Genomic DNA, 23,540 nt, shown 5'->3' with positions numbered 1-23,540 from the left:
TCATTCCGGGGAGCGTCCATGCGTCATCACCTTCTCCGCCTCGCCGCCGGCGCGGCCCTGTCGGCCGTCCTGCTGGCGAGCGGCGCGCAAGCGGCCGCCCCGAGCGCTTCGGCCCGCCTGACCGAGGCCGTGAAGGCCTACGAGTCGGTCTCGGCCATCGACGACGAGGAAAGCGGCTCGGACGCCGCCCGCTGGCGCCTGCCGCCGGTCGGCCCCAAGGCCGACGCCGACCGCAAGGCCAAGTACGAAAAGGCCAAGGCCCTGCTGGGCGAGGTCGACGCGGCCGGCCTGTCCGACGACGAGAAGCTGACCCGCCAGATCCTGGCCTGGAGCCTCGACGACAAGCTCGCCGGGCTGTCGTTCGACGAGAGCCGCATGCCGTTCAGCAGCGACGGCGGCTTCGACGTCGCGCTGCTCTACCGCGCCAGCAGCGCCCGCCTGAAGGACGAAGCCGAGGCCAGGAAGTGGATCGCGCTGCTGGCCCAGGCGCCCGACTGGTACGCCGCCAACATCGCCGAGGCCCGGCGCGGGATCGCCACCGGCTTCGTCCATACGAAGATGACCGCCCAGTCGGTGCTCGAGCGCGCCCAGCGCACGGCCGCCACGCCGCCTTCCGAGGATCCGCTGCTGGCGCCGCTGCGCGCCCTGCCCGCCAGCGTGCCGGCCGAGCGCAAGGCCGCCCTCATCGCCGAGGGCGAGGCGGTGCTGAAGGCCAAGGTCGCCCCGGCCCGCGCAAGCTTCGTCGCCTTCATGCAGGACGAGTACCTGCCCAAGGCCGCCAGGAGCCTGGCGGTGGGCGACGTGCCCGACGGCAAGCGCTACTACGCCTTCCTGGTCAAGCGCTACACCACCACCGACATGACCCCCGACCAGGTGCATGAGATCGGCCAGGCCGAGGTGGCCCGCATCCGCGCGCGGATGGAGACGGTGATGAAGGAGGCCGGCTTCAAGGGCGACCTGCCGGCCTTCCTGACCTTCCTGCGCACCGACCCGCGCTTCTACGCCACCAGCCGCCAGCAGTTGCTGGAAAAGGCCAGCGAGATCGCCAAGCGCGCCGACGACCAGCTGCCGGCCCACTTCGGGACCCTGCCGCGCCTGACCTACGGCGTGCGCCCGGTGCCGGCCAGCATCGAGAAGGGCTACACCACGGGCCGCTATTTCGGCGGCGACCCGAAGGCCGGCCGCGCCGGCGGGCTGATGATCAACACCTCCGACCTCGACCAGCGCGGCCTCTACGAGCTGCCGGCCCTGGTGCTGCACGAGGGCGCGCCGGGCCACCACGTCCAGACCTCGCTGGCCCAGGAACAGGCAGGCCCCGAGTTTCGCAAGAACCTCTATTTCAGCGCCTTCGGCGAGGGCTGGGGGCTCTATTCGGAATGGCTGGGCGAGGAGATGGGCATCTATCGCGACCCCTACGAGCTGTTCGGCCGCCTGTCCTACGAGATGTGGCGCGCCTGCCGGCTGGTGGCCGACACCGGCATGCACTGGAAGGGCTGGAGCCTGGAACAGGCCCGCGCCTGCTTCACCGAAAACAGCGCCCTGTCCTCGACCAATATCGAGGTCGAGCTGAAGCGTTACGTCTCCTGGCCCGGCCAGGCCCTGTCCTACAAGATCGGCGAGCTGAAGATCCTGGAGCTGCGCAAGCGCGCCGAGACCGCCCTGGGCCCGAAGTTCGACGAGCGGGCCTTCCACGATCTCGTCCTGCTCGGCGGCTCCACGCCCCTGGCGGTGCTGGAGGCGCGGACCGACGCCTGGATCGCCGCGCGGAAAAAGTAATGGCAAGCTGAGCCACGGCCTGGGGTTGACCCAACGCTCGCCCCGGGCCGAACCTCCCCGCCTGCATAAAAGGGAGGTTTCATGTCCTACGCCTCGAAGCTCGCGATCGGCGGCGCCCTGCTGCTGGCGCTTTCGGCCTGCTCCGACCCGAAGGCGGCCAAGAGCGACGCCCCGGCCAAGCCGGCCAGCGAGACCGCCGCCGCGCCCGCCGCGGCCAAGCCGCCCGCGGACCTGCCGGCCGGCGACTACACGCTGGACAAGACCCACGCCGACCTCAGCTTCAAGGTCAATCACCTGGGCTTCTCCTGGTACACGGCCCGCTTCACCGACTTCGACGCCAAGCTGACCCTCGACCCGAAGGCCATCGAGAGCGCCCATATCGAGGCCAGCATCAAGACCGCCTCGCTGCAGCTGCCGGCCCCGCCCAAGGGCTTCACCGAGGAACTGCTGGGCCCTCAGTGGCTGGACGCGGCCAAGTACCCGGCCATCACCTTCCGCTCGACCAAGGTCGCCAAGACCGGCGACGACACCGCCGACGTCACCGGCGACCTCACCCTGCACGGCGTGACCAAGCCCGTGACGCTGAAGGCCAGGTTCAACGGCGGCTACACCGGCTATCCGCCGATGGACCCCAACGCCCGCATCGGCTTCTCGCTGACCGGCAGCTTCAAGCGTTCGGACTTCGGCGTCGCCTACGGCGTGCCGCAGCCCGGCTCGACCATGGGCGTCGGCGACGAGGTGCAGGTGGCCATCGAGGCCGAACTGCTGAAGCCCAACCCGCCGGCGGCCAACGCGCCGCCCGCGCCCGGCCAGCCCTGATGAAGGCGCCTGTCCCCATCGCCGGACGGGGACAGGCGACCAATCCGCTTAATACAATCAGTGGTTTAGATTTTCGCTGGACGCGCGAAATAGGAAAGTTATCCTACAGGAGGAATATCGGCCTAGGCTGATGCTCATGGGCGTCATTGGGGGCGCCGCTCTTGAGGGACCATCATGCTCGCTCAAATCCTGGAGGAGGCCTGGGCGATCTCGCCCGATCCGCGTCGCGACCGGCTGGCCGCCGCCTTCGTCACCCACGCCGTGGCCCTGGCCACCGGCGTCGCGCCGGTCGACATCACGTCGGACAAGCGCACCCACAAGTCGGCCGCCCGCGCCCGGCAGATCTCGATCTACCTGGCGCACGTGATCTTTCACTGGCCGCTGACCCGCGTGGCCTTCGCCTTCGGCCGCGACCGCACCACCTGCGCCCACGCCTGCCATCGCATCGAGGACCTGCGCGAGGACCGGGTGTTCGACGCCCGGATGACCGCGCTGGAGGCCTGCGTGCGCCAGGCGCCCGAGACCATCCCGGATCTCGCCGGCATCGAGTTCCAGCGCGCGGGGCTGGGCCGATGACCGTCGCCGGCATTCTCGAAGGCGAGCTGGAGGCCGAGCACCTGGCCGACCGCGCCGCCCGCCTGCTGGCCCGCGCCGGCTCGGTGATCGAGGCCAGGGGCCTGGCCTACGCCGTGCGCTTCGCTCGCGGCCGCCGTCCGATGCTGGTCATCGACGAAGCCGCCTTCCGCAAGCTGTTCGACCGGCTGGTCCCGCGCGGCGACGGAGGCTGGCGGCTGTCGCCCCGCACTCCTTCCCCGCCCCCTGGGCGTCCCGGCTTCGTCGAGGGCGAGAAGACGGTGGTCGAGCCCGGCGGCCGGGCGACGACGCACCGCGCCAATCTGGGCGAGGCGCCGCTGGACTGGCTGCTGCGCCGCAAGCACATCACCCGGGCCGAGCACGCCGCCGGCGAGAAGCTGTCGGCCGACGCCCACGCCTCGGGGATCATCGGCCGCCTGACCATGCGCTGGGATCCGACGCCGCGCTCGGGCGGCGGTTCGCGCCTGGAGCCCATGGAGCGCGCCTACGCCGCCCGCCAGCGCCTGGGACGGGCCATGGAGGCGGTGGGGTCCGAGGCCATGCCGATCCTGACCCTGATCTGCCTTACCGGCACGTCTCTACAGGGAACCGAGGTCGCCCTGGGCATGAAGCCCAGAACGGGCAAGGCCGCCCTCAAGGCGGCCTTGCAGCGCCTCGCGGCGCATTACGGGATGGCGTGAGCCGTCCCGCCTGTCCTGAAGCGCCTTACGACGCCTGCTGGGCGTGCTTGATGTCGCGCATCTGGTCGTGGCCGGCCTTCACCTTGGCGTAGGCCTCCTCGATGGCGCGGCGGGTCTCCGGCTGGATATCCACGTCGCCCAGGGCCTTCTCGTACTTGGCCTTGATGTGGTCCTCGCCGTCCTCGACGGTCTTGACCACCGCCTCGTCGCCCTTGGTCAGGGCGTCGCGGACATTGAGGAACACCCGGTGGGCGGCGGCCAGGATGCTGCCGTCGTCGTCGGGCGTGCCGCCCAGGCGGCGGACCTCGGCCTGGAGGTCGGAGACGATGCCGCGACGCTCCTGGGCGCGGGCCTGGAACAGGGTCTTGAAGCGGCTGCTTTCGGCGTCCTTGGCGGCTTCCTCGTAGCCGTCGGCGCTGTCGATGGTGATCTCGACCAGGCCGTTGACGAGCTTGATGTGGTTTTCGTTCGTATGGGCCATGCTTGGGCTCCTTGAGCTTCGAATGGAGAGACCGCAGCAACGCGGCCTCTCCGCAAAAGGTTCGAAGCGGAGCCTTACGGTTTCTTCGATTGCAGGAAGGTCCAGGCCGTGCCGGCGGCGGTGATCGCCGCGCCGCGCGTGCGCTTGTTGATCAGCAGGCCGGCCAGCACCGCCCCGCCCAGCACGGCGACGGCCAGCGGCACGGTGCGGCCGCCGATATGGATCTCACGGCCGGCTATGGTCAGCGGCTTCCTGGGCGGCGCGCCGACGGCGTAGTCGGGAACCGGCGCCTGCGGATCCAGCGGCTTGGACTGGTGGTCGAGGAAGTTCGAGACCTTGTCCGACAGGGTGTCGATCAGGCTCTGGCGGGCGCGGGCCGGGCCCGCGCCGTTGGTCTGGGTGGGGTCGTAGGCGACCATGGCGTCTGTCTCCATGTCCTTGGGAAGGGGTCGCGGAGATAACGCCGTGCGGGCGAGGGCGATCCGTCAGCCCTCGCGCGGCGGTTTCGGCGGCAGGCTCGCGCCCACATGGTCGATGCCCAGTTCCAGGGCCCGCGCGGCCTGGCGCTGGCGCTCGGCGTAGCGGGCCTTCTGGTCGTCGCTGCGGCTGTCGTGGCAATGCGGGCAAGCCACGCCCTCGACATACAGCGGCGAGGCCCGGTCGGTCTCCGACACCGGCATCCGGCAGCCCCGGCACAGGACGTGCGTGCCCTGCGACAGGCCATGGCCGACGGCCACGCGCTCGTCGAACACGAAGCATTCGCCGCGCCACAGACTTTCGGCTTCCGGCACCGTCTCCAGGTAGTTCAGGATCCCGCCCTTGAGGTGAAACACCTCTTCGACGCCACGCGCCTTGAGCAGGGCCGTCGACTTCTCGCAGCGGATGCCGCCGGTGCAGAACATCGCCACCTTCGGGGCCGGCGCGGCCGGGTCCCAGGTCCGGCGGAAGGCGTCGAACCAGGCGGGGAAATCGGCGAAGCTGGGCGTTTGCGGATCGATCGCCCCCTCGAACGACCCGCAATCGACCTCGTAGCCGTTGCGGGTGTCGATGACGATGACGTCGGGCCGGGCGATCAGGGCGTTCCAGTCGGCCGGATCGACGTGGACGCCATGATTGTGGGCCGGATCGAGATCGGGCTCGCCAAGCGTGACGATCTCGGCCTTCACCTTGACCTTCAGGCGGTGGAACGGCGCATGGTCGGCGTCGGCGAACTTCAGTTCCAGCGCCTCGCAGCCCGGCAGGGCGCGGATATGGGCGATGACCGCGTCGATCGCCCGCGGCGTTCCGGCGATCGTGCCGTTGATCCCCTCGCGGGCCAGCAGCAGCGTGCCCTTGACCTTCAGCCCGCAGCACAGCTTGGCCAGGTCGGCCTGGATCGCTTCCGGGTCGTCGAAGGTCGCGAAGCGGTAGAGGGCGGCGATGCGCCAGGTCGAGGTCATGGGCGGGCCATAGAAGATCGGACGGGTCTGCTCAAGCACGGCCGGAACCAAGCGCGCATAACGCGGGTTACCGGGCCATGAGCATACTGATCACCGTCATCATCGCCCTCGTGCTGCTTGGCCTGGCGCTCTACGCCGTCCAGCGCTCGCCGATCCCCTCGCCCGTGAACTGGCTGATCCAGCTTCTGCTGATCGTCGTGGCCATCGTGTTCATCGGCAACCGGGCCGGGTTCTTCTAGGGGTTTGGGGGCTCGCATCCCCCTTCCCGGCCGTCATTCCCGCCCTTGTGGCGGGAACCTCTGGGTCAGCTTGCACGTGAGGCGCAAGCGAACCGCCTGCGGTTCGCCACCTCCGTCCTTGCGGCCGATAGAGGGTTTCTCGCCACAAGGGCGAGAATGACGGGAGTTAGAGGAAGCCTTTCTCAGGCCCCCGCCAGGGCCGCCGCGTCGCGCTGGATGCGGGCGACCATCGACTTGAGGCCGTTGGAGCGCTGCGACGACAGCGCTTCCGACAGCCCCAGGCGCGCCATGGCCGCCGAGGCGTCGAAGGCGGCGATGTCCCTGGCCTGGGCGCCCGAATAGAGCCGCAGCACCACGGCGATCAGCCCGCTGACGATGTGAGCGTCGCTGTCCCCGCGAAAACGCACGGTTCCGTCGGCCTGCGGCTCGGTCACCAGCCACACCTGGCTGGCGCAGCCGCGCACCTTGTTCTCCTCCGAGTGCTCCTCGGCGGTGAGCGGCTCGAGGTCCTTGCCCAGCTCGATCACGTAGCGATAGCGCTCTTCCCAGTCGCCGAGCATTTCGAACTCGTCGGCCAGTTCGTCGAGGGCGGCGTCGATGGGGCTGGTGCTCATGGCGCGGCATCTAGGCGGGCCGCGCCCCTGATGCAAGCGGTCAAGCCCCCGGCAGGCTCACGATCGCGGTCAGCCCCTGCCCCGGCGCCGACTTCAGGCGCAGCGAGCCGTTCATCGCCCGGGTCAGCAGGTCGACGATCGGCAGGCCCAGGCCTACCCCCTCGCCGGTGCGCGTGAGAGACGCCCCGCCCTGTTCGAACGGGCGCAGCAGGCGCGGCAGGTCGGCGGTTTCGACGCCCTCGCCCTGGTCGCGGATCGAGATCTCGACCATGCCGCCGGCCACGCGCTCGGCCTCGATGGTCACCACCCCGTCGCGCGGCGAATGGGCGACCGCGTTCTGCATCAGGTTGGAGAGAATGGTGCGCAGGCCCCGGCGGTCGGCAAGCACGCCCGGCATGCCCACCAGGTCCGGCGCGCTGAGCACCACGCCCCGCGCCTCGCACTCGGCCCGCAGCTGGGCCATCACGTCCTCCACCGCCTCGTCCAGCGGCTCGGCGGCGACGTCGAGGTCGGTGACGTGGCCTTCCAGGCGGGCGATCTCGACGATCTGGTTGACCAGCTTGAGCAGCTTGAGGCCGCTCTCGTGCACCAGCTTGGCGTATTCCTTGTATTGCGGCGAGCCGAGCGGGCCGTAGAGCTCGCTGGCGAGAATCTCCGAGAAACCGATGACCGCGTTCAGGGGCGTGCGCAGCTCGTGGCTGACCATGCGCAGGAACGAACGCTTCTGATCGTCGAGGGCGGCCTTGCGGCGGGCGCGGGCGGCGGCGCGGCGAAACGTCGCGGTGGGGCCTTCGGCGCCCCGCTGCGCACCGCGCGAATCAGCCCCAGCCACGCTTTCGGCGGGCTCTTCGGCTGTGAACGAAGCGTCCGCGGACGCCGTCTGAGACATATGAAACTCCCGGACCTTCTGTCCGCAAAGGCATTCTGTGCCACCCTGAACCAACCCGCTTACGAAACCGTTTCCGTCCACAAGAAGCTGGACTCGGCCGGTCGCCCCACAATTGTGCGCGCTTGGGGGATCGGCCGAAGCGGGGTTAGGATTCACCAATAACGAACCTTTTGAGGCGGACGCGTCCCCTTGGACATCGACCCGGTGCAGCCGCGGCAGGATGAAGCCGCCTTTCGTCCCGCGCTCGGCGCGGGCGAGACGGCGCGCGCCTGGCGTCTGGGCTGGCTGGCCGCGGCCCTGCTGGCCGGCGGCGCGGTGGCCTTCACGCCAGGCTCGACGGGTTGGCCGATCTGGACGGCCCTGCTGGCCGGGGCCCTGCCCGCCATCGCCGCCCTGCTGCTGGGCGACAGCGAGGACGAGCGCACCCAATCGATGCTGCTGGTCGGCTGGGCCGCCGGCGGCGCGATCGCCGCGGCCCTGACCGGCGGCGTCTCCGGCGCCATGAGCGCCTGGTGCCTGGCCCCCGTGGCCGCCGCCTCGACCCTGGCCGCCCCGCGCCGCCTGGCCGAGGGTGCGGCCCTGGCCCTGATCGGCGGCGCCATGGCCGCCCTGACCCAGCTGTCGGGCCTGGCCCCGCCGCCGCCCACCGGCCCCACCGCCTTCATCCTCGGCTTCCTGGCCGTGGCCACCACCGGCCTTGGCCTAGCCGCCGGCCTGATGCTGACCCACCGCCGGGCCGGCGAGCGCGACGTGCGCAACCTGTCGGAGCTGACGGCCCTTTCCACCCTGCTGGACGGCCTGCCGTTCCTGGCCTTCGTGGTCACCCTGCAAGGCCGCGTGCGCACCGTCCGCGGCGTCGCCCCCGAGGGCGCGGCGCTGGACAGGATCATGATCGACGGCCTGTCGCACGCCGCCGTCGTTGGCGAGCGCGCCCGCGTCGACTTCGCCCTGGGCCAGGCCCTGCGCGAGCACCAGGCCGTGCTCACCTTCCCGGCCGCCGAAGCCCCGGAAAAGACCCTGTCGCTGACCCTGCGCCGCGTCGGTCCCGGCATGCTGGTCGGCGTGCTCCGCGACGTCACCGCCGAGACCCGCCACCTGCAGCAGCTGGACCAGGCCCGCAACGACGCCGAGCAACTGGCCGCCGGCCGCGCCCGCTTCCTGGCCAATATGAGCCACGAGCTGCGCACGCCGCTGAACGCCATCATGGGCTTCTCCGACATCATGCGCGCCCGCATGTTCGGCCCCCTGACCGACCGCTACGGCGAGTACGCCGAGCTGATCCACGAGAGCGGCCGCCATCTGCTGGACCTGATCAACGACGTGCTCGACATGTCGAAGATCGAGGCCGAGCGCTTCGAGCTGTCGCGCGGCGAGTTCGACGCCCGCGAGGCCGTCAACGCCGCCATGCGCCTGCTGCGCGTGCAGGCCGACAGCGTGGGCGTGCAGCTGCGCGGCGTGCTGCCGCCCGGCGAGCTGGACGTCGACGCCGACCGCCGGGCCCTCAAGCAGATCGTGCTGAACCTGGTCTCCAACGCCCTGAAGTTCACCCCGCGCGGCGGCCAGGTGACGGTCACGGCCGACGGCCATGACGGCATGCTGGAGATCGTGGTGGCCGACACCGGCGTCGGCATCAGCCCCGAGGATCTAGAGCGCCTGGGCCGCCCTTACGAGCAGGCCGGCGGCGTCGACCAGCGCGCCAAGGGCACCGGCCTTGGCCTGTCGCTGGTGCGCGCCTTCGCCCAGCTGCACGGCGGCGAGATGCATGTCGAGAGCCGCCTGGGCGCGGGCACCAGCGTCTCGGTGCGCATGCCCATCCTGCTGGCCGCCCCCAAGCCGCCGGAAAAGCCCGAAAGCCCCACGGCCACCGCCGACGCCATGGAACCGCTGTTCGCGCCGCCGTCCGAGGCATCCGAAGAGCCCTTCCTGGGCGAAAACGTCATCCGCTTCGCCCCGCCGCGCTGAGGCGGCGGATGCTCCCCCCGAAGGGGGAGCTGTCGCGGAGCGACTGAGGGGGAGGTTGCTGGTGACCCAGCAGCATCCTCGACGTCAGCAGACACTTCCCCCTCCGGCCCTCCGGGCCACCTCCCGCTTCAGGGGGAGGGTCTTGGGCGGCGAACCTCCCCGCCCTAAACCGCCACGCTGAGCGACGGATCTGCCCGCAGCCGGGCCATGTCCCGTCCCGGGGGGCGGCCGTACAGGCGCGCGTATTCCCGGCTGAACTGCGAGGGGCTGTCGTAGCCGACGGAAAAGCCGACCCCGGCCACGTCGCGCCCCTGCACCATCAGGAGATTGCGCGCCTCCTGCAGGCGGATCTGCTTCTGGTACTGCAGCGGGCTCATGGCGGTCACCGCCTTGAAGTGGCGGTGCAGCGAGGTCTCGCTCATGCCCGCCACCCGCGCCAGCGTCTCGATCCGCATCGGCTCGGCATAGTGCGCGCGCAGCCAGCGGATGGCCCTGCGCACCTGGTCCGGCCGGCCGCCCGACGAGGCGATCTGGCGCATCATGCCGCCCCGCTCGCCGCTGAGCAGCCGCCACATCAGCTCGCGCCGCACCATCGGCCCCAGCACCGCCGCCTCGCGCGGACGGTCCAGCAGGCGCACCAGCCGCATCACCGTCTCGATCAACTCGTCGTCCATCCGGCTGACCGCCAGGGCCCGGGTCGGCGTGATCTCGGGCAGGACTTCCCCGGCCTCGACCAGCAGATCGGCGATCATGGCCGGATCCAGCGGGATCCCCACGGCCAGGTAGGGCGCGGCGATCACCCGCCCGCTGACCGGCAGGTCGGCCGACACCACCAGGTACTCGCCGGCGCGATAGGGATAGCTCTCGGCCCCAAGGGTCGTGGTCTTGGCGCCGTCGAGGATCAGGCACAGCATCGGCTCGTAGACCAGCTGCTGGGCCTCGGTGACGGTCGTGCTGGCGATCATGTGCAGGCCCGGCGGGACCAGCGGACCGACGCCGTCCGTCGAGACTTCTCCCAGATGGCCGCGCACCAGGTCGACGAGTTCGGGCAACTTGCTCATGGCGACATTCAACCGTCAAAGGCCTGATCCAGCAACGACGATCGCCGCGATGGCAGGATCATGCAAGAGGCTGGCGGCATCCGTCTACGGCCTCCGCCCGATCCCGGCCCATGCTGCAAGCTCCTCAGAAGGAGCTTCCCCATGACTTCCCCCGCCCCCCGCACCTGGTTCGTCACCGGCGCCTCGCGCGGTCTCGGCGCCGACATCGTCCGCGCCGTCCTGGCCGCCGGCGACCGCGTCGTGGCCACCGCCCGCAACCGCCAGAGCCTGGTCGAGACCCTCGGCCCCGACACCGACAACCTGCTGTCGCTGGCCCTCGACGTCACCCGTCCCGACCAGGTGCAGGCCGCCGTCGACGCCGCGCTGGCGCGCTTTGGCCGCATCGACGTGCTGGTCAACAACGCCGGCTACGGCCACCTGTCGGTGTTCGAGGAATCGACCGCGGCGGACGCCCAGGCCCAGTACGACACCAACGTCTTCGGCCTGATGCACGTCACCCGCGCCGTGTTGCCGGCCATGCGCGCCCAGCGCTCGGGCCGGATCTTCAACGTCTCGTCGGTGGGCGGCATCGTCGGCGGCGAAAGCGGCACGCTCTACTGCGCCTCGAAGTTCGCCGTGGAGGGCTTCTCGGAATCCCTGGCCGGCGAGGTCCGCCGCTTCGGCATCCACGTGACGGTGGTCGAACCGGGCTTCTTCCGCACCGACTTCCTGGAGCCGACCTCGGTGCGCCACGCCTCGCACGCCATCGACGACTACGCCCAGGTCGCCGCCGACCTGAAGGCCTTCTACGACGCCCGCAGCCGCAACCAGGCCGGCGATCCCCTGCGCCTGGGCCAGGCGCTGGTGACGCTGGCCAATGCCGAGCGTCCGCCCGTCCGCTGGTGCGCCGGCACGGACGCGCTCGCCATGGTGCAGGCCAAGATCGACAGCCTGCAGGGCGAGCTCGACGCCTGGCGCGACCTGTCGGCCTCCACCGACGGCGACTTCGAGTTCAAGCCGGAAGCCGAGACCACCACCGCCTGGCGCTGACGCCAGAAGCCGCGCCGGACCCCGGCGCGGCTTTTCCTTTTCAGAGCCCAGATACAGAAAAAGCCGGCCCGCGAACGCGGAGCCGGCTTTTCGTCGCCCTTACGGCGAGACTTGGAGGCTTTAGGCCTTCTTCGCGGTGAAACCGGCGAACTTGGCGTTGAAGCGCGAGACGCGGCCGCCACGGTCCATCAGCTGGGCGTTGCCGCCCGTCCACGCCGGGTGGGTGCGCGGGTCGATGTCGAGCGCCAGGTTCGCGCCTTCCTTGCCGTAGGTCGAGCGGGTTTGGTAGCTCGAGCCGTCGGTCAGGGTGACGGTGATGAAGTGGTAGTCGGGGTGAATGTTCTGTTTCATCGGACGGTCCAACCGACTAGAGCGCGGCGTGAAATGTGGGTGAGCACCACCAGCGGGGTGGCCCTCGAAGACGCGCGGCTATAAAGAACCCGCGCGATTTTGGCAAGGACCCAGTTGATGACCGACGTTAACGGCGGCGAGATTTCGGCCGACGGCCGCCCCGGCGCCGGCGCCGAGCTGGCCCAGAGCCTGAGCGAGGCGGCCGCCCGCCGCCCGCGCCGCAAGGACATCCGGCCCCTCGCCCACCTTCTGCCGTTCGTCCGCCGCCATATCGGCGACGCCCTGGCGGCCGGTTTCTTCCTGCTGTTCTCGACCAGCGCCACGCTGGGCCTGACCGCCGCCTTCAAGGAGGTGATCGACAAGGGATTCGCCAAGGGCTCGCACGGTTCGGTCAACAGCGCCTTCCTGCTGCTGGGCGGCGTCGCCCTGGTGCTGGCCGTGGCCACCGCCGCGCGCTTCTTCTTCGTCACGCGCCTGGGCGAACGGGTCGTGGCCGACCTGCGCCGCGCGCTCTACGGCCACGTGCTGTCGCTGGATCCGGCCTATTTCCTCAAGACCCGCACCGGCGAGGTGCTGTCGCGGATGACCACCGACGTCACCCTGATCGACCAGCTGGTCGGCGCCTCGGCCTCGATCGCCATCCGCAACACCCTCAGCCTGGTCGGCGGCCTCGGCTACATGGCCGTGGTCAGCCCCAAGCTCGCGGGCTTCATCGTGCTGATGGTGCCGGTGGTGCTGGCGCCGATGTTCCTGATGGGCCGCAACGTGCGCAAACTGTCGGCCACCGCCCAGGACCGCTTCGCCGACGCCGTCGGCTATGCGGGTGAAAGCCTGGACGCGCTGGACACCGTCCAGGCCTTCGTGCGCGAGCGCGAGGCCGACCGCCGGTTCGGTTCGGCGGTCGAGACGGCCTTCGACGCCTCGGTGCGCCGCATCCGCGCCCGCGCCCTGATGACCTCGGTGGTCATCACTCTGGCCTTCGGCGGCGTGACCCTCTTGCTATGGTTCGGCGCCCAGCTGGTGCTGAAGGGCGAGATGACGCCGGGCACCCTGGCCCAGTTCGCCCTGCTGGCGATCATGGCCGCCGGCTCGGTCGGCGCCCTGGGCGAGGTGTGGGGCGACGTCCAGAAGGCCTCCGGGGCCATGGACCGCATCGCCGAACTGCTGAACGCCAAGCCGGGCATCGCCCCGCCGCAGGCGCCCAAGGCCCTGCCCTCGCCCGTGCGCGGCGAGATCGCCTTCAGCGACGTGGCCTTCGCCTATCCCGGCCGTCCGGACCTGCCGGCCCTCAACGGCTTTACCCTGACCGTGAAGCCAGGCGAGACCGTCGCCCTGGTCGGCCCCTCGGGCGCGGGCAAGAGCACCGTGCTGCGCCTGCTGCTGCGCTTCTACGACCCGCAGGGCGGCGCGATCCGCCTGGACGGCGTCGACCTGCGCGAGGCCACGCCCGCCGAGGTGCGCGGGACCATGGCCCTGGTCGCCCAGGACTCGCCGCTGTTCTCCGGCTCGGCCATGGACAACATCCGCTTTGGCCGCGCCGACGCCACCGAGGAAGAGGCCCGCGCCGCCGCCGACGCGGCCCAGGCCACCGGCTTCATCACCGCCCTGCCCGAGGGCTTCGACACGCCCGTCGGCGAGCGCGCCAAGACCCTGTCGGGCGGCCAGCGCCAGCGTCTGGCCATCGCCCGCGCCCTGGTACGCCAGGCCCCGATCCTGCTGCTCGACGAGGCCACCAGCGCGCTGGACGCCGAGAACGAGCGCCTGGTCCAACAGGCCCTGGACGCGGCCATGAGCGGGCGCACCACCCTGGTCATCGCCCACCGCCTGGCCACCGTGCTGCAGGCCGACCGCATCGTGGTCATGGAGGACGGCCGCGTGGTCGAGGAGGGCAAGCACGCCGACCTGGTGGCCAAGGGCGGCCTCTACGCGCGCCTGGCCCGCCTGCAGTTCGGCGTCGAGGCGGCCTGACCGCGCCCCCCCTAGGTTGACGAAGCGGGCGCGGGCGTCGAAAGCTCGCGCCCTTCGTCCCGGGGGTGCGTATCGTGATCGACAAGCTGGCCGTCCTTAATCCGTTCGCCAAGTTGCCGGATGAGGAGACCGCCGCCCGCGCCGCCCGCGCCGGGGCCGTCGGCGCCTGGCTGGCGGCCGTGAGCAGCGCGTTCGGCGCGGCGATGATCTTCCTCAAGCTCGACGTCTATGTCGACGAGATGCGCCGCCAGGTGCAGGCCACTGCGGCCATGCAGGATCCGGCCATGGCCGAGGCGATGATGGCCAACGCCGCGCCGTCCATCGTCTGGACCACCATCGGCTTCAGCGGCCTGGTCGGCCTCGTCTACGTGCTGCTGGGCGTCGTGCAGTGGCGGCGCAAGACGCGCCTGATCCCGCTGCTGCTCCTGCTGTTCGCCATCTACGGCCTGGCCGTCTCCCTGCTGGCCATCGTCGGCCACAAGGCCAGCAACCCATATTCTTCGCTGGGGCAGCTGTCGGTGGGCCTGGTGCTCTCCATCGCCACCCTGCTGTGCTTCATCGCCGGCACGCGCGGCGGCTTCCGCCTGCACGCGCTGAAGAAGGCGGGCTAGCCGGCCGCCTTCTCGGCCTCGATAGCCTTCTTGATCAGGGCCACATGGGCCACCTGGTCGCGCAGCGCCTGGAAGGCGGGGCTGGACGGGCCGTCGGGCTGGCTCTGCGCCCAGTCGACCAGCACCAGCAGCGCCTCGCTGATGCGGCCGATCTGGCGGCCGTAGCTGCCCACCTCGTCCAGTACCCGGGCCTCCACTTCAGGACTGCGCGACTGGCCCAGATTGACGGTGAACAGCGAGAAGTCGCCGAAGCTCCACGACCACGGATTGATGGTCTGGGTCAGCTGGCGCGGGGCCAGGGAAAGCTGGAACGGCTGGGTCATGCGGGCCTCCCGGTCTGGAGGCGCCAGCATGCACCGCTTGCAACGCTCGCGTGTGACGTTCCGGCGGACGGGCTTGAGGAAACGCCCGTCTCGCCCAAGCCGTGATCAGCCGCGCGCGGCGACCGCCAGCCCCGGGAAATCGCTGAACACCCCGTCGACGCCGGCGGCGTAAAGCGCCTTCAGCACCGCCGTCACGTCGCCGCGCTGGGCCAGGTAGTCGGCGGCGCCCGCATCGCCGCGCCGCAGGGTCGCCGGCAGGAAGTAGTTCTCGGCCCGCACCGTCCAGGGATGCACCACCAGGCCCGCGACGTGGGCGTCCTTCACCAGCGAGGTGGCCGGCAGCAGGGTCTGCTTGTCCTGCGGGACGATCATCGTCTTTTCCGGGCCCAGGCCGTCGGCATAGGCCGCCACGCCCTTCAGGCCCTCGGGCGTGACCAGGTCGGCGTACCTGACGTTCGGCAGGTCGGCCGGACCGCCCTCTCCCGCCACCAGCAAAACGAGGCGCGCGGGCGTCTTCAGGCGCAGGGTCTTCAGCGGCCCGACCTCGAAGCACTGCACGAACACCGGCGCGGTCTTGGAATTGAGGTCGTTGCGCTTGAGCGCCTCGACCATCCGCCCCTCGATGGGCAGGCCGATCGAGGCGAAATAGGCCGGGTGCTTCATCTCCGGATAGACGCCGATCGTGCGGCCCACGCGCTTGCTCTCGGCCCGGGCGAAGGCGACCACCTCGTCGAAGGTCAGCACGCTGGCCTGGCCGTCGAAGGCGGCGCTGGCCGGACGCAGCTGCGGCAGCCGCTCGCGGGCGCGCAAGGTCTTGATCTCGGCCAGGGTGAAGTCCTCGGTGAACCAGCCGGTCAGGCTTTCGCCGTCGATGGTCTTGGTCGCCTTGCGGGCCGCGAACTCGGGATGCGAGGCCACGTCGGTCGTGCCGCCGATCTCGTTTTCGTGGCGCACCAGCAGGTGGCCGTCCTTGGTGACGACGAGGTCGGGCTCGATGAAGTCGCAGCCCTGCTCGACCGCCAGGCCATAGGCCAGCAGCGTGTGCTCGGGACGTTCTCCGGAAGCGCCGCGGTGGGCGATGACCACCGGCTTGCGCACCCCGGCGCGGACCATGGTCGGGATCATGCTGGCGCCCATGGTGCCCGCGAGGGCGGCGGTCGTCATGGCGCGGCGGGTCAGTAGGGTCATGGCCGCTGATTAGCGCGCGGGTGTGACGGTTTGGCGAGCTTCGAACAGGTTTGGATCACCGTTTCCTGCCTTCCTGGGCCTTGTGCCCAGGATCCATCGTTCAGCCTGCTCAGACCTCCACAGGGCGACCTGGGTCTGAGCCGTCGCCGGCATGGGCCCTCGCCACAGGGGCGAGGGAAGCGAAAAAGAAAAGCTCACCCGCAAACGAAAAGGGCCCCGGAAATTCCGGGGCCCCTTCCAATCTCTCGCTGCGAAGCGCCTCAGCCGGCGGCTTGCAGGGCCTTCAGCACCTGCGGGTGCAGCTCGGGGTTCGAGGCCAGGATCGAGGCGCCCTGCACCGGGTCGCCGTGCTCCTCGATGGTGGTGACCTTGCCGCCCGATTCCTGGACCATCAGCACGCCGGCGGCGACATCCCAGGGCTTCAGGTTGCGTTCCCAGTAGGCGTCGAAGCGGCCGGCGGCCACCCAGGCCAGGTCGAGCGAGGCCGCGCCGAAGCGGCGCACGCCGGCGACCTTCTGGCTGACCTGGTGCAGCTCCTTCAGGAACTGGCCGTGGCCGGGCTTGCCGACGAACGGCACGCCGGTGGCCAGCACCGACTCGTCCAGGTGCTTGCGGGCGGCGACGCGCAGGCGCTTCTCGGCGCCGAGGAACGCGCCGCGCCCCTTCTCGACCCAGAACAGGTCGTGGGTGATCGGGTTGTAGGTGACGCCGGCGACGACCTCGCCCTCGCGCTGCAGGGCGATGTTGACCGCGAAGTGCGGGATGGCGTGCATGAAGTTGGTGGTGCCGTCCAGCGGGTCGACGATCCAGGTGTGGGTCTTGTCGGTGCCCTCGACCATGCCGCGCTCCTCGCCGAGGAAGCTGTAGCCCGGACGCGCCTTGCTGAGGATCTCGAACAGGGTCTGCTCGGCCTTGAGGTCGGCGTTGGTCACGAAGTCGCCCGCGCCCTTCTTGGAAACCTGCAGCTCGGTGACTTCGCCGAAGTCACGGGCCAGGCCGCGAGCCGCCTTGCGCGCGGCGTCGATCATCACGTTGAGAAGGGCGGAAGGCGTGGGCACGGGCGAATATCCTATGGAATTCCCTGCACCGGCGCGCGGACGCGCGGCGGCGGGAGACGGACGATGGCAGTGGGAAAGAGCGGGCGCGGAACCTAGACGCGGGGCCGCCGGAAGGCAAGGCGGGGCAGATTGTCGCGGTTTCGACCTCCCCCTTGCAAAAGGGGACCGATCGGTCAATTTTAGGGGCGGCGGTTGATCCAGCGCAAAGCGAAGGGTCGCGCCACGCGCAAACTCCCCTTTAGCGCAAACAAGGAACGACCCCATGACCAAGTTCTCCCTGATCACCGCCGCCGTCGCCCTGCTGGCCGTGGCCCAACCCGTCGCCGCCGAAACCCTGCTGAGCGGCGCCTCGCAGCGCGTCTCGGTGACCGGCAAGTCCTCGGCCGCCGTCAGCGACGAGCTGACCCGCGCCGCCCGCCAGGTGTGCGTCAAGGCGCTGAAGACCAGCCGCCACCCCAACTACGCCTCGTGCGTGACCGAGACCCTGGGCCAGGCCCGCGCCGATTATGCCGCCCTGCGCTCGGCCGCCGCCAACGCCGCCGAATAGGATCGCCGACTAAAGCCTGGCTAGGGCCCGTCGTTCCCCACGACGGGTCCGGTCAGCCGGCCTTGCGGTGCTTCCGGACGATCCAACGGGCCAGCAGGCCGGCCACGACGACCACCGACAGGCCGAAGGCCGTCGGGAGCCACCAGAAGATCCACTGCGCGGCCTCGCCGACCGGATCGGCGCTATCCGCGTAACCCATGTCCGGCGGCGCGAGGATCTCGATGCGGACCGGGCACATCGGCGCCAGCACCGCCAGAACGATCGCCGTCACCCCGCCGATCAGCGCCAGCCTCCACCACATGATCTCGCCCCCGCGGATGAATTCGCTTTTCTGTGGCCCGCCGTGTCACATGGGCCAAGACTAATTCGTCCTGAGTTCGCAAAGCGACGCGAGGCGCCATGACCCAGGCCGACCAGATCTTCGAAAACCGCCGCCACGCCATGACCGGCCTGGCCTATCGGATGCTCGGCTCGCGGGCCGAGGCCGAGGACGTGGTGCAGGACGCCTGGCTGCGCTGGCGCGAGGTCGACGAGGCCGGCGTCGACAATCCCGGCGCCTTCCTCAACCGCGTGGTCTCGCGCCTGTGCCTGGACCGGCTGAAGTCGGCCCGCGCCCGACGCGAGCTCTATGTCGGCGAATGGCTGCCCGAGCCCGTGGTCGATGTCGACGAGACCTTCGGCCTGGGCGAGAACCTGACCGTGGCCTTCCTGCTGGCCCTGGAGCGCCTGACCCCGCTCGAACGCGCGGCCTTCCTGCTGCACGACGTGTTCGACACGCCCTTTTCCGAGATCGCCGCCACGCTGGACCGCTCCGAGGCCGCCGTGCGCCAGCTGGCCGCCCGGGCCCGCGACCACGTCAAGGCCGGCAAGCCGCGCTACAAGCCCAGCGCCGACGAGGAGCGCCGCCTGACCCAGGCCTTCATCGCCGCGGCGCTCAGCGGCGACGCGGGAACCCTGCGAGGGCTGCTGGCGCAGGACGTGGTCATGCACGCCGACGGCGGCGGCAAGGCCTCGGCGACGATGAACCCGGTGTTCGGCCTCGAGAACGCCGTGCGCCTGCTGGAAGGCATCGCCCGCAAGTGGCCCCAGCCCGACGACGTGGCCGTCCGCCTGGCGCGCATCAACGGCCAGCCGGGCGTGGTGCTGTCGCACGACGGCGTCGTCATCCAGACCATGGGCCTGGACATCGTCGATGGCCGCATCGCCGCCGTCTACACCATGCGCAATCCCGACAAGCTGGCGCGGGTGGCCCCGTAATCCTTCTCCCCCTGCGGGAGAAGGTGGCGGCCGAAGGCCGACGGATGAGGGGTCGCGCGGACGGTTCTGAGAGACCCCTCACCCGACCTCCCTTCGGGAGGCCACCCTCTCCCGCAAGGGGAGAGGGATCATCAGGGCAACGGCGTCTTGGGCAGGCTGTCCCTGGTCTCGCAGGCCAGTTTGCCGGCCTTGCCCGCCGCGCCGGAGATGTCGTCGACCTTGGCTTCCTGCCGCCAGTTCTTGGGCAGGCCCTTGTCGCCGGCGAAATCCATGCCGAGGTCCATCCACTTGTCGGCGGCGCAGTCGAGGGCGAAGAGCATGATCGGGCCCTTGCCGGCCGGCCAGGCCTTGTAAGGCCCGCCGCCCTTGCCTTCGGCGATGCGAAGCACCACCAGGCCGGACTTCTCGTCCACTCTCAGGAAGTCGGCGTCATAGAAGGTCTTGGCCTCGCCGGGGGCCGGTTTCCAGGTCTCTGCGGCCGTCGGAACGGCGGCCAGGACCAGCATGGGTACGCTGAGCAAACACGCTACGAGCCGCTTCTGCATGGCGGTCCCTCCCCGTTATGGTTCGCGGGGAGGACGCTATGCCTCTCCCACAACCACGGCAAGAGAACGTCGTTATGCGCGTTCGGCGGCGGGTCAGCCGCGCGCGGCGAGCCCTTGCGCGATGGCCGCGTTCAGCGCCGCCACGGCCGCGTCGGGCCCTTCCGGATGCGCCCACACCCCGCCCGAGACGGCCAGGAAGTCGGCGCCGGCGGTCGCCAGACCCGCGGCGTTGTCAGCGGTGATCCCGCCGATGGCCACGCAGGGAACCTCCATCGTCTCCTGCCAGATCGACAGGATGTCGGGCTCGGCGACGATCGGCGCGTCCTTGGTCGTGGTCGGGAAGAACGCCCCGAAGGCCACGTAGTCGGCTCCGGCCTCGGCGGCCTCCATGGCCAGATGCCGGCTGTCGTGGCAGGTGACGCCGACCATCCGGTCCTTGCCCATCAGCTTGCGGGCGGCGGCGTACGGCGTATCGCCCTGCCCCACGTGCACGCCGTCGCAGTCGAGGCGGGCGGCCAGGTCGGGACGGTCGTTGAGGATCACCGCCACGTCGCGGGCGCGGGCGATCGGCGACAGGGCCTGCACGGCGGCGGCCACCACGTCGTCGGGCGCATCCTTGAGGCGGATCTGCAAGGCCGCCACGTCGCCGCCCTCCAGGGCGCGGGCCAGCTGGCGACCGAAGGCGGCCAGGTCCGGCAGGGACGGCGGGGTGATCAGATAGAGGCGGCAGTCGAGCGTCATGCGCCGCCTTTACGCCGATTTGGAGCGCAGCGCGACTTTGGGGGCGAAGCGCTGCCAGCGGAGCATGAAAACCTCGTCCTTCGACAGACTCAGGATGAGGTTTTCAAATCGCCCCCCTTGATCCTCACCCTGAGCCTGTCGAAGGGCGAGGATCACCCACCCTCCTCGCCCGCGACGACGCGTCGCTGCGAACTCGACTGAGAGTCAGTTGCAAACCGGTGGAAAACTGTTAGATGAGAATGACAATCATTCGGTAGGGCGTTCCTTCCTTGTACGTCTGCAATTGTAACGGCATCCGCCAGCGTGAAGTCCGCGCCGCGATCGACGCGGGGGCGACTCGTCCGGCCGAGATTTTCCGCCACAAGGGCTGCCAGGCCCAGTGCGCCAAGTGCGTCTGCGAGATGCGCCAGATGATTCAGCAAGCCCAGGAAGCTCTGGCTTACGCCGCCGAGTAAGGCTTCCTGCGACGCAAAGTCGACGATTTCAGGTTACCGCGAAGCACTCTCACGCTTTTCTGTGAGGCTGCGAAACACTTGCACACATTACTGTTGAAGCGCTGAAAAAGGCGACTAAGGGTGCGGGCGAACTCGAACCTTAGGAGGCCGCCATGCAAGGCGATCCCGGCGTTATCCGCGTCCTGAACGCTGTGCTCACCAACGAGCTGACGGCCGTCAACCAATACTTCCTGCACGCTCGCATGCACGACAACTGGGGCTTCAAGCGCCTCGGCCAGATCGTCTACCAGGAATCGATCGGCGAGATGAAGCACGCCGACAAGCTGATCAACCGCATCCTCTTCCTCGAGGGCCTGCCCAACCTGCAGGACCTGCACAAGCTGAAGATCGGCGAGACCGTGCCCGAGTGCCTGGCCGCCGACCTGTCGATCGAGCTGTTCAACCGCGAACTGCTGGTGCCGGGCATCGTCCAGTGCGAGCAGGCCCGCGACTACATCAGCCGCGAACTGCTGCGCGAGATCCTCAACGACACCGAGGAGCACATCGACTACCTCGAAACCCAGCTGTCGCTAATCAAGTCTCTCGGCGAGCAGAACTACCTGCAGAGCGCCATGGGCGAACTGCCGGCGGCCTGAGCGGCCTCCAAAGCCTGAAGACTTCGAACGGCCTTCCCGCTCCCGCGGGGAGGCCGTTCTGCTATTCGCAGAGCGCTTCCAGCGCGTCGCGGTCCAGCAGCTCGACGTGGCGCACGGTCGGCAGGGCGATCAGCCCCTCCTGCAGGAAGCCGGTCAGGGTGCGCGACACCGTCTCGATGGTCAGGCCCAGATAGTCGGCCATGTCCTGGCGGCTCATCGGCAGGTCGAAGGCCGCCTCGCCGGTGCGGTCAGCCAGCAGCAGCAGAAGCCCCGCCACCCGCTCGCAGGCGCTGCGGCGGCCCAGCATCAGCACGTGGTCCTGGCTGCGCTGCAACCCCGAGATGGTCAGCTGGTAGAGCTGCCGGGCCACCTGCCCGTCGCGGGCGGCCAGGTCGCTGAGCGCCCGGCGGCGCACGATGCGGACCGTCACCTCGCTCACCGCCTCGGCCGTGGTGCGGCGCACCTCGCCGGCCTCGAAGCCGAAGGCCTCGCCGGCGAAATGGAAGGCGTCGATCTGGCGGCGGCCGTCGCGCAGCAGCCGCCCCGTGCGCACCGTGCCCTCGACCAGTTCGTAGACGTGGTCGGCGCTGTCGCCCTCGGCGAAGATCTCCTCGCCGGCGGCGTAGCGGATGACGCTGGCGGCGGCGACCGGCAGGGCCGGCTGGGCGCAGGCGGGCTCGAAACGAAGGGGCGACAGCATCAAACGGCTCCCGAGGGCATGAGGCGAAAGACGCCGCCCCAACGCTGGCACATTCCCCCTACTCTTCGTGCGGGTAAATTCGGGAGCGCCGCATAAGGGGTTCTGCGTAGGCGCCGCGCGGGAGCGAACATGGAAACCTCCCCCTCTGGGAGGAGGTTCGTTGCCTACCGCTTGCCCTTGACCATCCGCTCCAGTTCCACCGCCCGGATCGTCGTCATGCTGAGATGGCAGCCGCTGATGTTGAGCATGTCGATCGTGCCGCCGGTCAGGTCTTCCTGGCATTCGGCGTCGCGGCGCTTGATCCAGGCCCGCTGGACGGTGCGCAGCTTGGCCTGCTCGGCCTTAGAGCGCCTGACCATCACCGCCTTGTAGGCGCGGTTCAGGCGGGCGTCCTGCTTCTGAAGCTCTTCGTTGGTGCAACCGGCCATGGCCACGGTCACGCCCTTGATGGCGTCGCCGCTGCCCAGGCAACGGTCGTATGCGGGCGAGTATTCCTTCTCCGGATCGATCGGGTCCGAGGCGGCGAAGGCCGGCGGCGCGGCCATGGCCAGCAGCGTCAGGCCGAGCATCAGTCGTCGAAGCAGCATGAAGATCCTCGCTTTCGACGGCCAGGATGGCCCGCCGATCACGACGGCTTCAAGGCGCGGCGGCGCTCAGAGGTTCCGGGCGATGCGGTCGGCCAGGGGCGTCAGGTCGCCGCCGGGCTCGTCGAACACGCCCATGTCCTGGGCCGTCACCTGCGCGAACAGGTCCTGCGCCGCCTCGGACGTCGTCAGCAGGTCGAGCGCTGCCTCGGCTTCTTCGGGCGGCCAGCGGTCAAGCACCGCGCCCAGCGCCTTCAGGCGCGCTTCGAACAGTTTCAGGTCCATGGCCACAGATCTTCTTCTGCCTCTGGAGTCTCGTCTTCAAGGTCTGCCGGCCCCGTTTCAGGAGCGAGCGGACCGCCTGTTCCGAACAGCCCATGGCGTCGGCGATTCTACCGACCTCGAGCTCTTCGAAATAGAACAAAGTCAAAGCCTGGCGCTGGGTGTCCGGCAGCTTGCCCAGGGCCTGCTGCAGGGTCACCGCGACTTCCGAGCGTTCGAGGTTGGCCAGGGCGTCGGCTTGCACCGCTCCCCGATCCTCGGCGTCGGCCAGGCGGGTGATGACCTCCTGGCTTTCCGGCACGGCCTTGCGGACGCGGCGACGGTCGATCGCCTTGTTGACCGCGATGCGGTGCAGCCAGGTCGAGAACCGCGCCTCCGGGGTCCAGCGCTCGCGGGCGCGCCAGGCGGCAATAAATGCCTCCTGGGCCGCGTCCTCGGCCTCCTGCACGTCGCCCAGGACGTTCAGGGCCAGCCGCCGGACCATCCGCAGATGCCGGTCGACCAGCACCCGGAACGCCACCTGATCGCCCTCGCGGCAGGCCAGGAACAGGTCTTCGTCAGACCGCGCATCCGTCAGCCCGAACTCGCCCGTCACAGTCATCGCTGAATTCGCCATGGCGATTACTCGCCTCCATCGCTGTATCGCAATGGGATTGGCAAACAGCATGCCATATATCAGATAACTACATTACCGAATTCATCCGATACGATG

Annotated in this window: 31 protein-coding genes; 13 read left to right on the top strand and 18 right to left on the bottom strand. The window is 69.8% G+C overall.

Features of this window, described 5'->3' with window-relative positions; genetic code table 11:
* Positions 1-18: 18 nt before the first annotated feature.
* From V6S85_RS07245 to V6S85_RS07230, 4 genes are all read left to right on the top strand, one after another.
* Positions 19-1,776 carry a DUF885 domain-containing protein gene (locus V6S85_RS07245; protein WP_334348512.1) on the top strand — a complete coding sequence of 586 codons (1,758 nt, stop codon included), beginning with the start codon at positions 19-21 and terminating at the stop codon, positions 1,774-1,776.
* Positions 1,777-1,857: 81 nt separating this feature from the next.
* On the top strand, positions 1,858-2,595 hold the full coding sequence (locus V6S85_RS07240; RefSeq protein ID WP_334348511.1) for a YceI family protein: 738 nt from the start codon (positions 1,858-1,860) through the stop codon (positions 2,593-2,595).
* A 174-nt stretch (positions 2,596-2,769) separates the two neighbouring features.
* On the top strand, positions 2,770-3,171 hold the full coding sequence (locus tag V6S85_RS07235) for a helix-turn-helix domain-containing protein (RefSeq protein ID WP_116567936.1): 402 nt from the start codon (positions 2,770-2,772) through the stop codon (positions 3,169-3,171).
* A complete protein-coding gene (locus V6S85_RS07230) occupies positions 3,168-3,869 on the top strand; it encodes a DUF6456 domain-containing protein (protein WP_334348510.1) in 702 nt (233 codons plus the stop codon). Before V6S85_RS07235 ends, V6S85_RS07230 begins: the two co-directional genes overlap by 4 nt.
* A 25-nt stretch (positions 3,870-3,894) precedes the next feature.
* Here the strand turns inward: V6S85_RS07230 and V6S85_RS07225 are convergent, their stop codons facing one another.
* The 3 genes from V6S85_RS07225 to trhO all read right to left on the bottom strand — a co-directional run bounded on the left by V6S85_RS07225 (position 3,895) and on the right by trhO (position 5,789).
* Positions 3,895-4,350, bottom strand: coding sequence for a PA2169 family four-helix-bundle protein (locus V6S85_RS07225; RefSeq protein ID WP_334348509.1), 456 nt, complete (start codon positions 4,348-4,350; stop codon positions 3,895-3,897).
* 74 nt (positions 4,351-4,424) lie between these two features.
* Complete coding sequence (locus V6S85_RS07220; protein ID WP_334348508.1) at positions 4,425-4,769, bottom strand: hypothetical protein; 345 nt, start codon at positions 4,767-4,769, stop codon at positions 4,425-4,427.
* A gap of 66 nt (positions 4,770-4,835) precedes the next feature.
* Positions 4,836-5,789: an oxygen-dependent tRNA uridine(34) hydroxylase TrhO gene (trhO, locus tag V6S85_RS07215; RefSeq protein WP_334348561.1), complete on the bottom strand. Its 954-nt coding sequence runs from the start codon at positions 5,787-5,789 to the stop codon at positions 4,836-4,838.
* A 77-nt stretch (positions 5,790-5,866) separates the two neighbouring features.
* Between trhO and V6S85_RS07210 the strand changes: the two genes are divergently transcribed.
* Positions 5,867-6,028, top strand: coding sequence for a hypothetical protein (locus V6S85_RS07210; RefSeq protein WP_165799372.1), 162 nt, complete (start codon positions 5,867-5,869; stop codon positions 6,026-6,028).
* 182 nt (positions 6,029-6,210) lie between these two features.
* Here the strand turns inward: V6S85_RS07210 and V6S85_RS07205 are convergent, their stop codons facing one another.
* Both V6S85_RS07205 and V6S85_RS07200 read right to left on the bottom strand, forming a co-directional pair.
* Entirely contained in the window at positions 6,211-6,642 is a 432-nt protein-coding gene (locus V6S85_RS07205; protein WP_334348507.1) for a SufE family protein, read from the bottom strand.
* A 40-nt stretch (positions 6,643-6,682) separates the two neighbouring features.
* Positions 6,683-7,531 (bottom strand): sensor histidine kinase, encoded by an 849-nt coding sequence (locus V6S85_RS07200; RefSeq protein WP_116567944.1) that lies wholly within the window; start codon positions 7,529-7,531, stop codon positions 6,683-6,685.
* 189 nt (positions 7,532-7,720) lie between these two features.
* Here V6S85_RS07200 and divJ point away from each other — a divergent pair, with 189 nt between their 5' ends.
* A complete protein-coding gene (divJ, locus tag V6S85_RS07195) occupies positions 7,721-9,493 on the top strand; it encodes a cell cycle sensor histidine kinase DivJ (RefSeq protein WP_165828854.1) in 1,773 nt (590 codons plus the stop codon).
* Positions 9,494-9,657: 164 nt separating this feature from the next.
* Here divJ and V6S85_RS07190 read toward each other — a convergent pair whose 3' ends face one another.
* A complete protein-coding gene (locus V6S85_RS07190; protein ID WP_116567946.1) occupies positions 9,658-10,554 on the bottom strand; it encodes an AraC family transcriptional regulator in 897 nt (298 codons plus the stop codon).
* Between the two features lie 141 nt (positions 10,555-10,695).
* Between V6S85_RS07190 and V6S85_RS07185 the strand changes: the two genes are divergently transcribed.
* Entirely contained in the window at positions 10,696-11,583 is an 888-nt protein-coding gene (locus V6S85_RS07185) for an oxidoreductase (RefSeq protein ID WP_334348506.1), read from the top strand.
* Positions 11,584-11,703: 120 nt separating this feature from the next.
* Here the strand turns inward: V6S85_RS07185 and rpmE are convergent, their stop codons facing one another.
* Entirely contained in the window at positions 11,704-11,934 is a 231-nt protein-coding gene (rpmE, locus tag V6S85_RS07180; RefSeq protein WP_058349579.1) for a 50S ribosomal protein L31, read from the bottom strand.
* Between the two features lie 114 nt (positions 11,935-12,048).
* On the opposite strand from rpmE, the gene V6S85_RS07175 reads away from it, so the two are divergent.
* Positions 12,049-13,902: an ABC transporter transmembrane domain-containing protein gene (locus V6S85_RS07175; protein ID WP_165828856.1), complete on the top strand. Its 1,854-nt coding sequence runs from the start codon at positions 12,049-12,051 to the stop codon at positions 13,900-13,902.
* 74 nt (positions 13,903-13,976) lie between these two features.
* A complete protein-coding gene (locus tag V6S85_RS07170) occupies positions 13,977-14,513 on the top strand; it encodes a hypothetical protein (protein ID WP_133244763.1) in 537 nt (178 codons plus the stop codon).
* Here the strand turns inward: V6S85_RS07170 and V6S85_RS07165 are convergent.
* The 3 genes from V6S85_RS07165 to V6S85_RS07155 form a co-directional block, all read right to left on the bottom strand.
* The gene (locus V6S85_RS07165) at positions 14,510-14,836 is read right to left on the bottom strand and encodes a hypothetical protein (RefSeq protein ID WP_334348504.1); all 327 of its coding nucleotides are present in this window, start codon (positions 14,834-14,836) and stop codon (positions 14,510-14,512) included. The genes V6S85_RS07170 and V6S85_RS07165 overlap by 4 nt on opposite strands.
* 105 nt (positions 14,837-14,941) lie before the next feature.
* Complete coding sequence (locus V6S85_RS07160; RefSeq protein ID WP_334348503.1) at positions 14,942-16,024, bottom strand: glycerophosphodiester phosphodiesterase; 1,083 nt, start codon at positions 16,022-16,024, stop codon at positions 14,942-14,944.
* 260 nt (positions 16,025-16,284) lie between these two features.
* Positions 16,285-17,082 carry an inositol monophosphatase family protein gene (locus V6S85_RS07155; protein WP_165799375.1) on the bottom strand — a complete coding sequence of 266 codons (798 nt, stop codon included), beginning with the start codon at positions 17,080-17,082 and terminating at the stop codon, positions 16,285-16,287.
* Positions 17,083-17,344: 262 nt separating this feature from the next.
* Here V6S85_RS07155 and V6S85_RS07150 point away from each other — a divergent pair, with 262 nt between their 5' ends.
* Positions 17,345-17,629, top strand: coding sequence for a hypothetical protein (locus V6S85_RS07150; RefSeq protein ID WP_116490573.1), 285 nt, complete (start codon positions 17,345-17,347; stop codon positions 17,627-17,629).
* A gap of 52 nt (positions 17,630-17,681) precedes the next feature.
* Here the strand turns inward: V6S85_RS07150 and V6S85_RS07145 are convergent, their stop codons facing one another.
* Positions 17,682-17,930, bottom strand: a complete 249-nt coding sequence (locus tag V6S85_RS07145; protein ID WP_334348502.1) for a hypothetical protein — start codon at positions 17,928-17,930, stop codon at positions 17,682-17,684.
* 98 nt (positions 17,931-18,028) lie between these two features.
* Between V6S85_RS07145 and V6S85_RS07140 the strand changes: the two genes are divergently transcribed.
* Positions 18,029-18,886, top strand: coding sequence for a sigma-70 family RNA polymerase sigma factor (locus V6S85_RS07140; RefSeq protein WP_334348501.1), 858 nt, complete (start codon positions 18,029-18,031; stop codon positions 18,884-18,886).
* A gap of 131 nt (positions 18,887-19,017) precedes the next feature.
* Here V6S85_RS07140 and V6S85_RS07135 read toward each other — a convergent pair whose 3' ends face one another.
* From V6S85_RS07135 to V6S85_RS07125, 3 genes are all read right to left on the bottom strand, one after another.
* On the bottom strand, positions 19,018-19,431 hold the full coding sequence (locus tag V6S85_RS07135; RefSeq protein ID WP_116567963.1) for a hypothetical protein: 414 nt from the start codon (positions 19,429-19,431) through the stop codon (positions 19,018-19,020).
* Positions 19,432-19,524: 93 nt separating this feature from the next.
* Positions 19,525-20,172: a thiamine phosphate synthase gene (gene thiE / locus V6S85_RS07130; RefSeq protein WP_334348500.1), complete on the bottom strand. Its 648-nt coding sequence runs from the start codon at positions 20,170-20,172 to the stop codon at positions 19,525-19,527.
* Positions 20,173-20,181: 9 nt separating this feature from the next.
* Complete coding sequence (locus V6S85_RS07125; RefSeq protein WP_334348499.1) at positions 20,182-20,328, bottom strand: hypothetical protein; 147 nt, start codon at positions 20,326-20,328, stop codon at positions 20,182-20,184.
* A gap of 113 nt (positions 20,329-20,441) precedes the next feature.
* Here V6S85_RS07125 and V6S85_RS07120 point away from each other — a divergent pair, with 113 nt between their 5' ends.
* Together V6S85_RS07120 and bfr are read left to right on the top strand one after the other, a co-directional pair.
* Complete coding sequence (locus V6S85_RS07120) at positions 20,442-20,627, top strand: (2Fe-2S)-binding protein (protein WP_116567967.1); 186 nt, start codon at positions 20,442-20,444, stop codon at positions 20,625-20,627.
* A 152-nt stretch (positions 20,628-20,779) separates the two neighbouring features.
* Complete coding sequence (bfr, locus tag V6S85_RS07115) at positions 20,780-21,262, top strand: bacterioferritin (protein WP_058349593.1); 483 nt, start codon at positions 20,780-20,782, stop codon at positions 21,260-21,262.
* A gap of 61 nt (positions 21,263-21,323) precedes the next feature.
* Here bfr and fixK read toward each other — a convergent pair whose 3' ends face one another.
* The 4 genes from fixK to V6S85_RS07095 all read right to left on the bottom strand — a co-directional run bounded on the left by fixK (position 21,324) and on the right by V6S85_RS07095 (position 23,495).
* On the bottom strand, positions 21,324-21,962 hold the full coding sequence (gene fixK / locus V6S85_RS07110; RefSeq protein WP_116567969.1) for a transcriptional regulator FixK: 639 nt from the start codon (positions 21,960-21,962) through the stop codon (positions 21,324-21,326).
* A gap of 164 nt (positions 21,963-22,126) precedes the next feature.
* Positions 22,127-22,549: a lysozyme inhibitor LprI family protein gene (locus V6S85_RS07105; RefSeq protein WP_334348498.1), complete on the bottom strand. Its 423-nt coding sequence runs from the start codon at positions 22,547-22,549 to the stop codon at positions 22,127-22,129.
* A 66-nt stretch (positions 22,550-22,615) separates the two neighbouring features.
* Positions 22,616-22,831 (bottom strand): hypothetical protein, encoded by a 216-nt coding sequence (locus V6S85_RS07100; RefSeq protein ID WP_334348497.1) that lies wholly within the window; start codon positions 22,829-22,831, stop codon positions 22,616-22,618.
* Complete coding sequence (locus V6S85_RS07095) at positions 22,779-23,495, bottom strand: RNA polymerase sigma factor (protein ID WP_334348496.1); 717 nt, start codon at positions 23,493-23,495, stop codon at positions 22,779-22,781. The genes V6S85_RS07100 and V6S85_RS07095 overlap by 53 nt, the downstream gene beginning before the upstream one ends.
* Between the last annotated feature and the right edge of the window lie 45 nt (positions 23,496-23,540).

This window comes from Caulobacter sp. CCNWLW153, from assembly GCF_036889365.1.
Lineage (GTDB): Bacteria > Pseudomonadota > Alphaproteobacteria > Caulobacterales > Caulobacteraceae > Caulobacter > Caulobacter radicis.
Note: the sequence above shows the minus strand (reverse complement) of the source record. Positions and strands in the feature narration are given on the sequence as shown.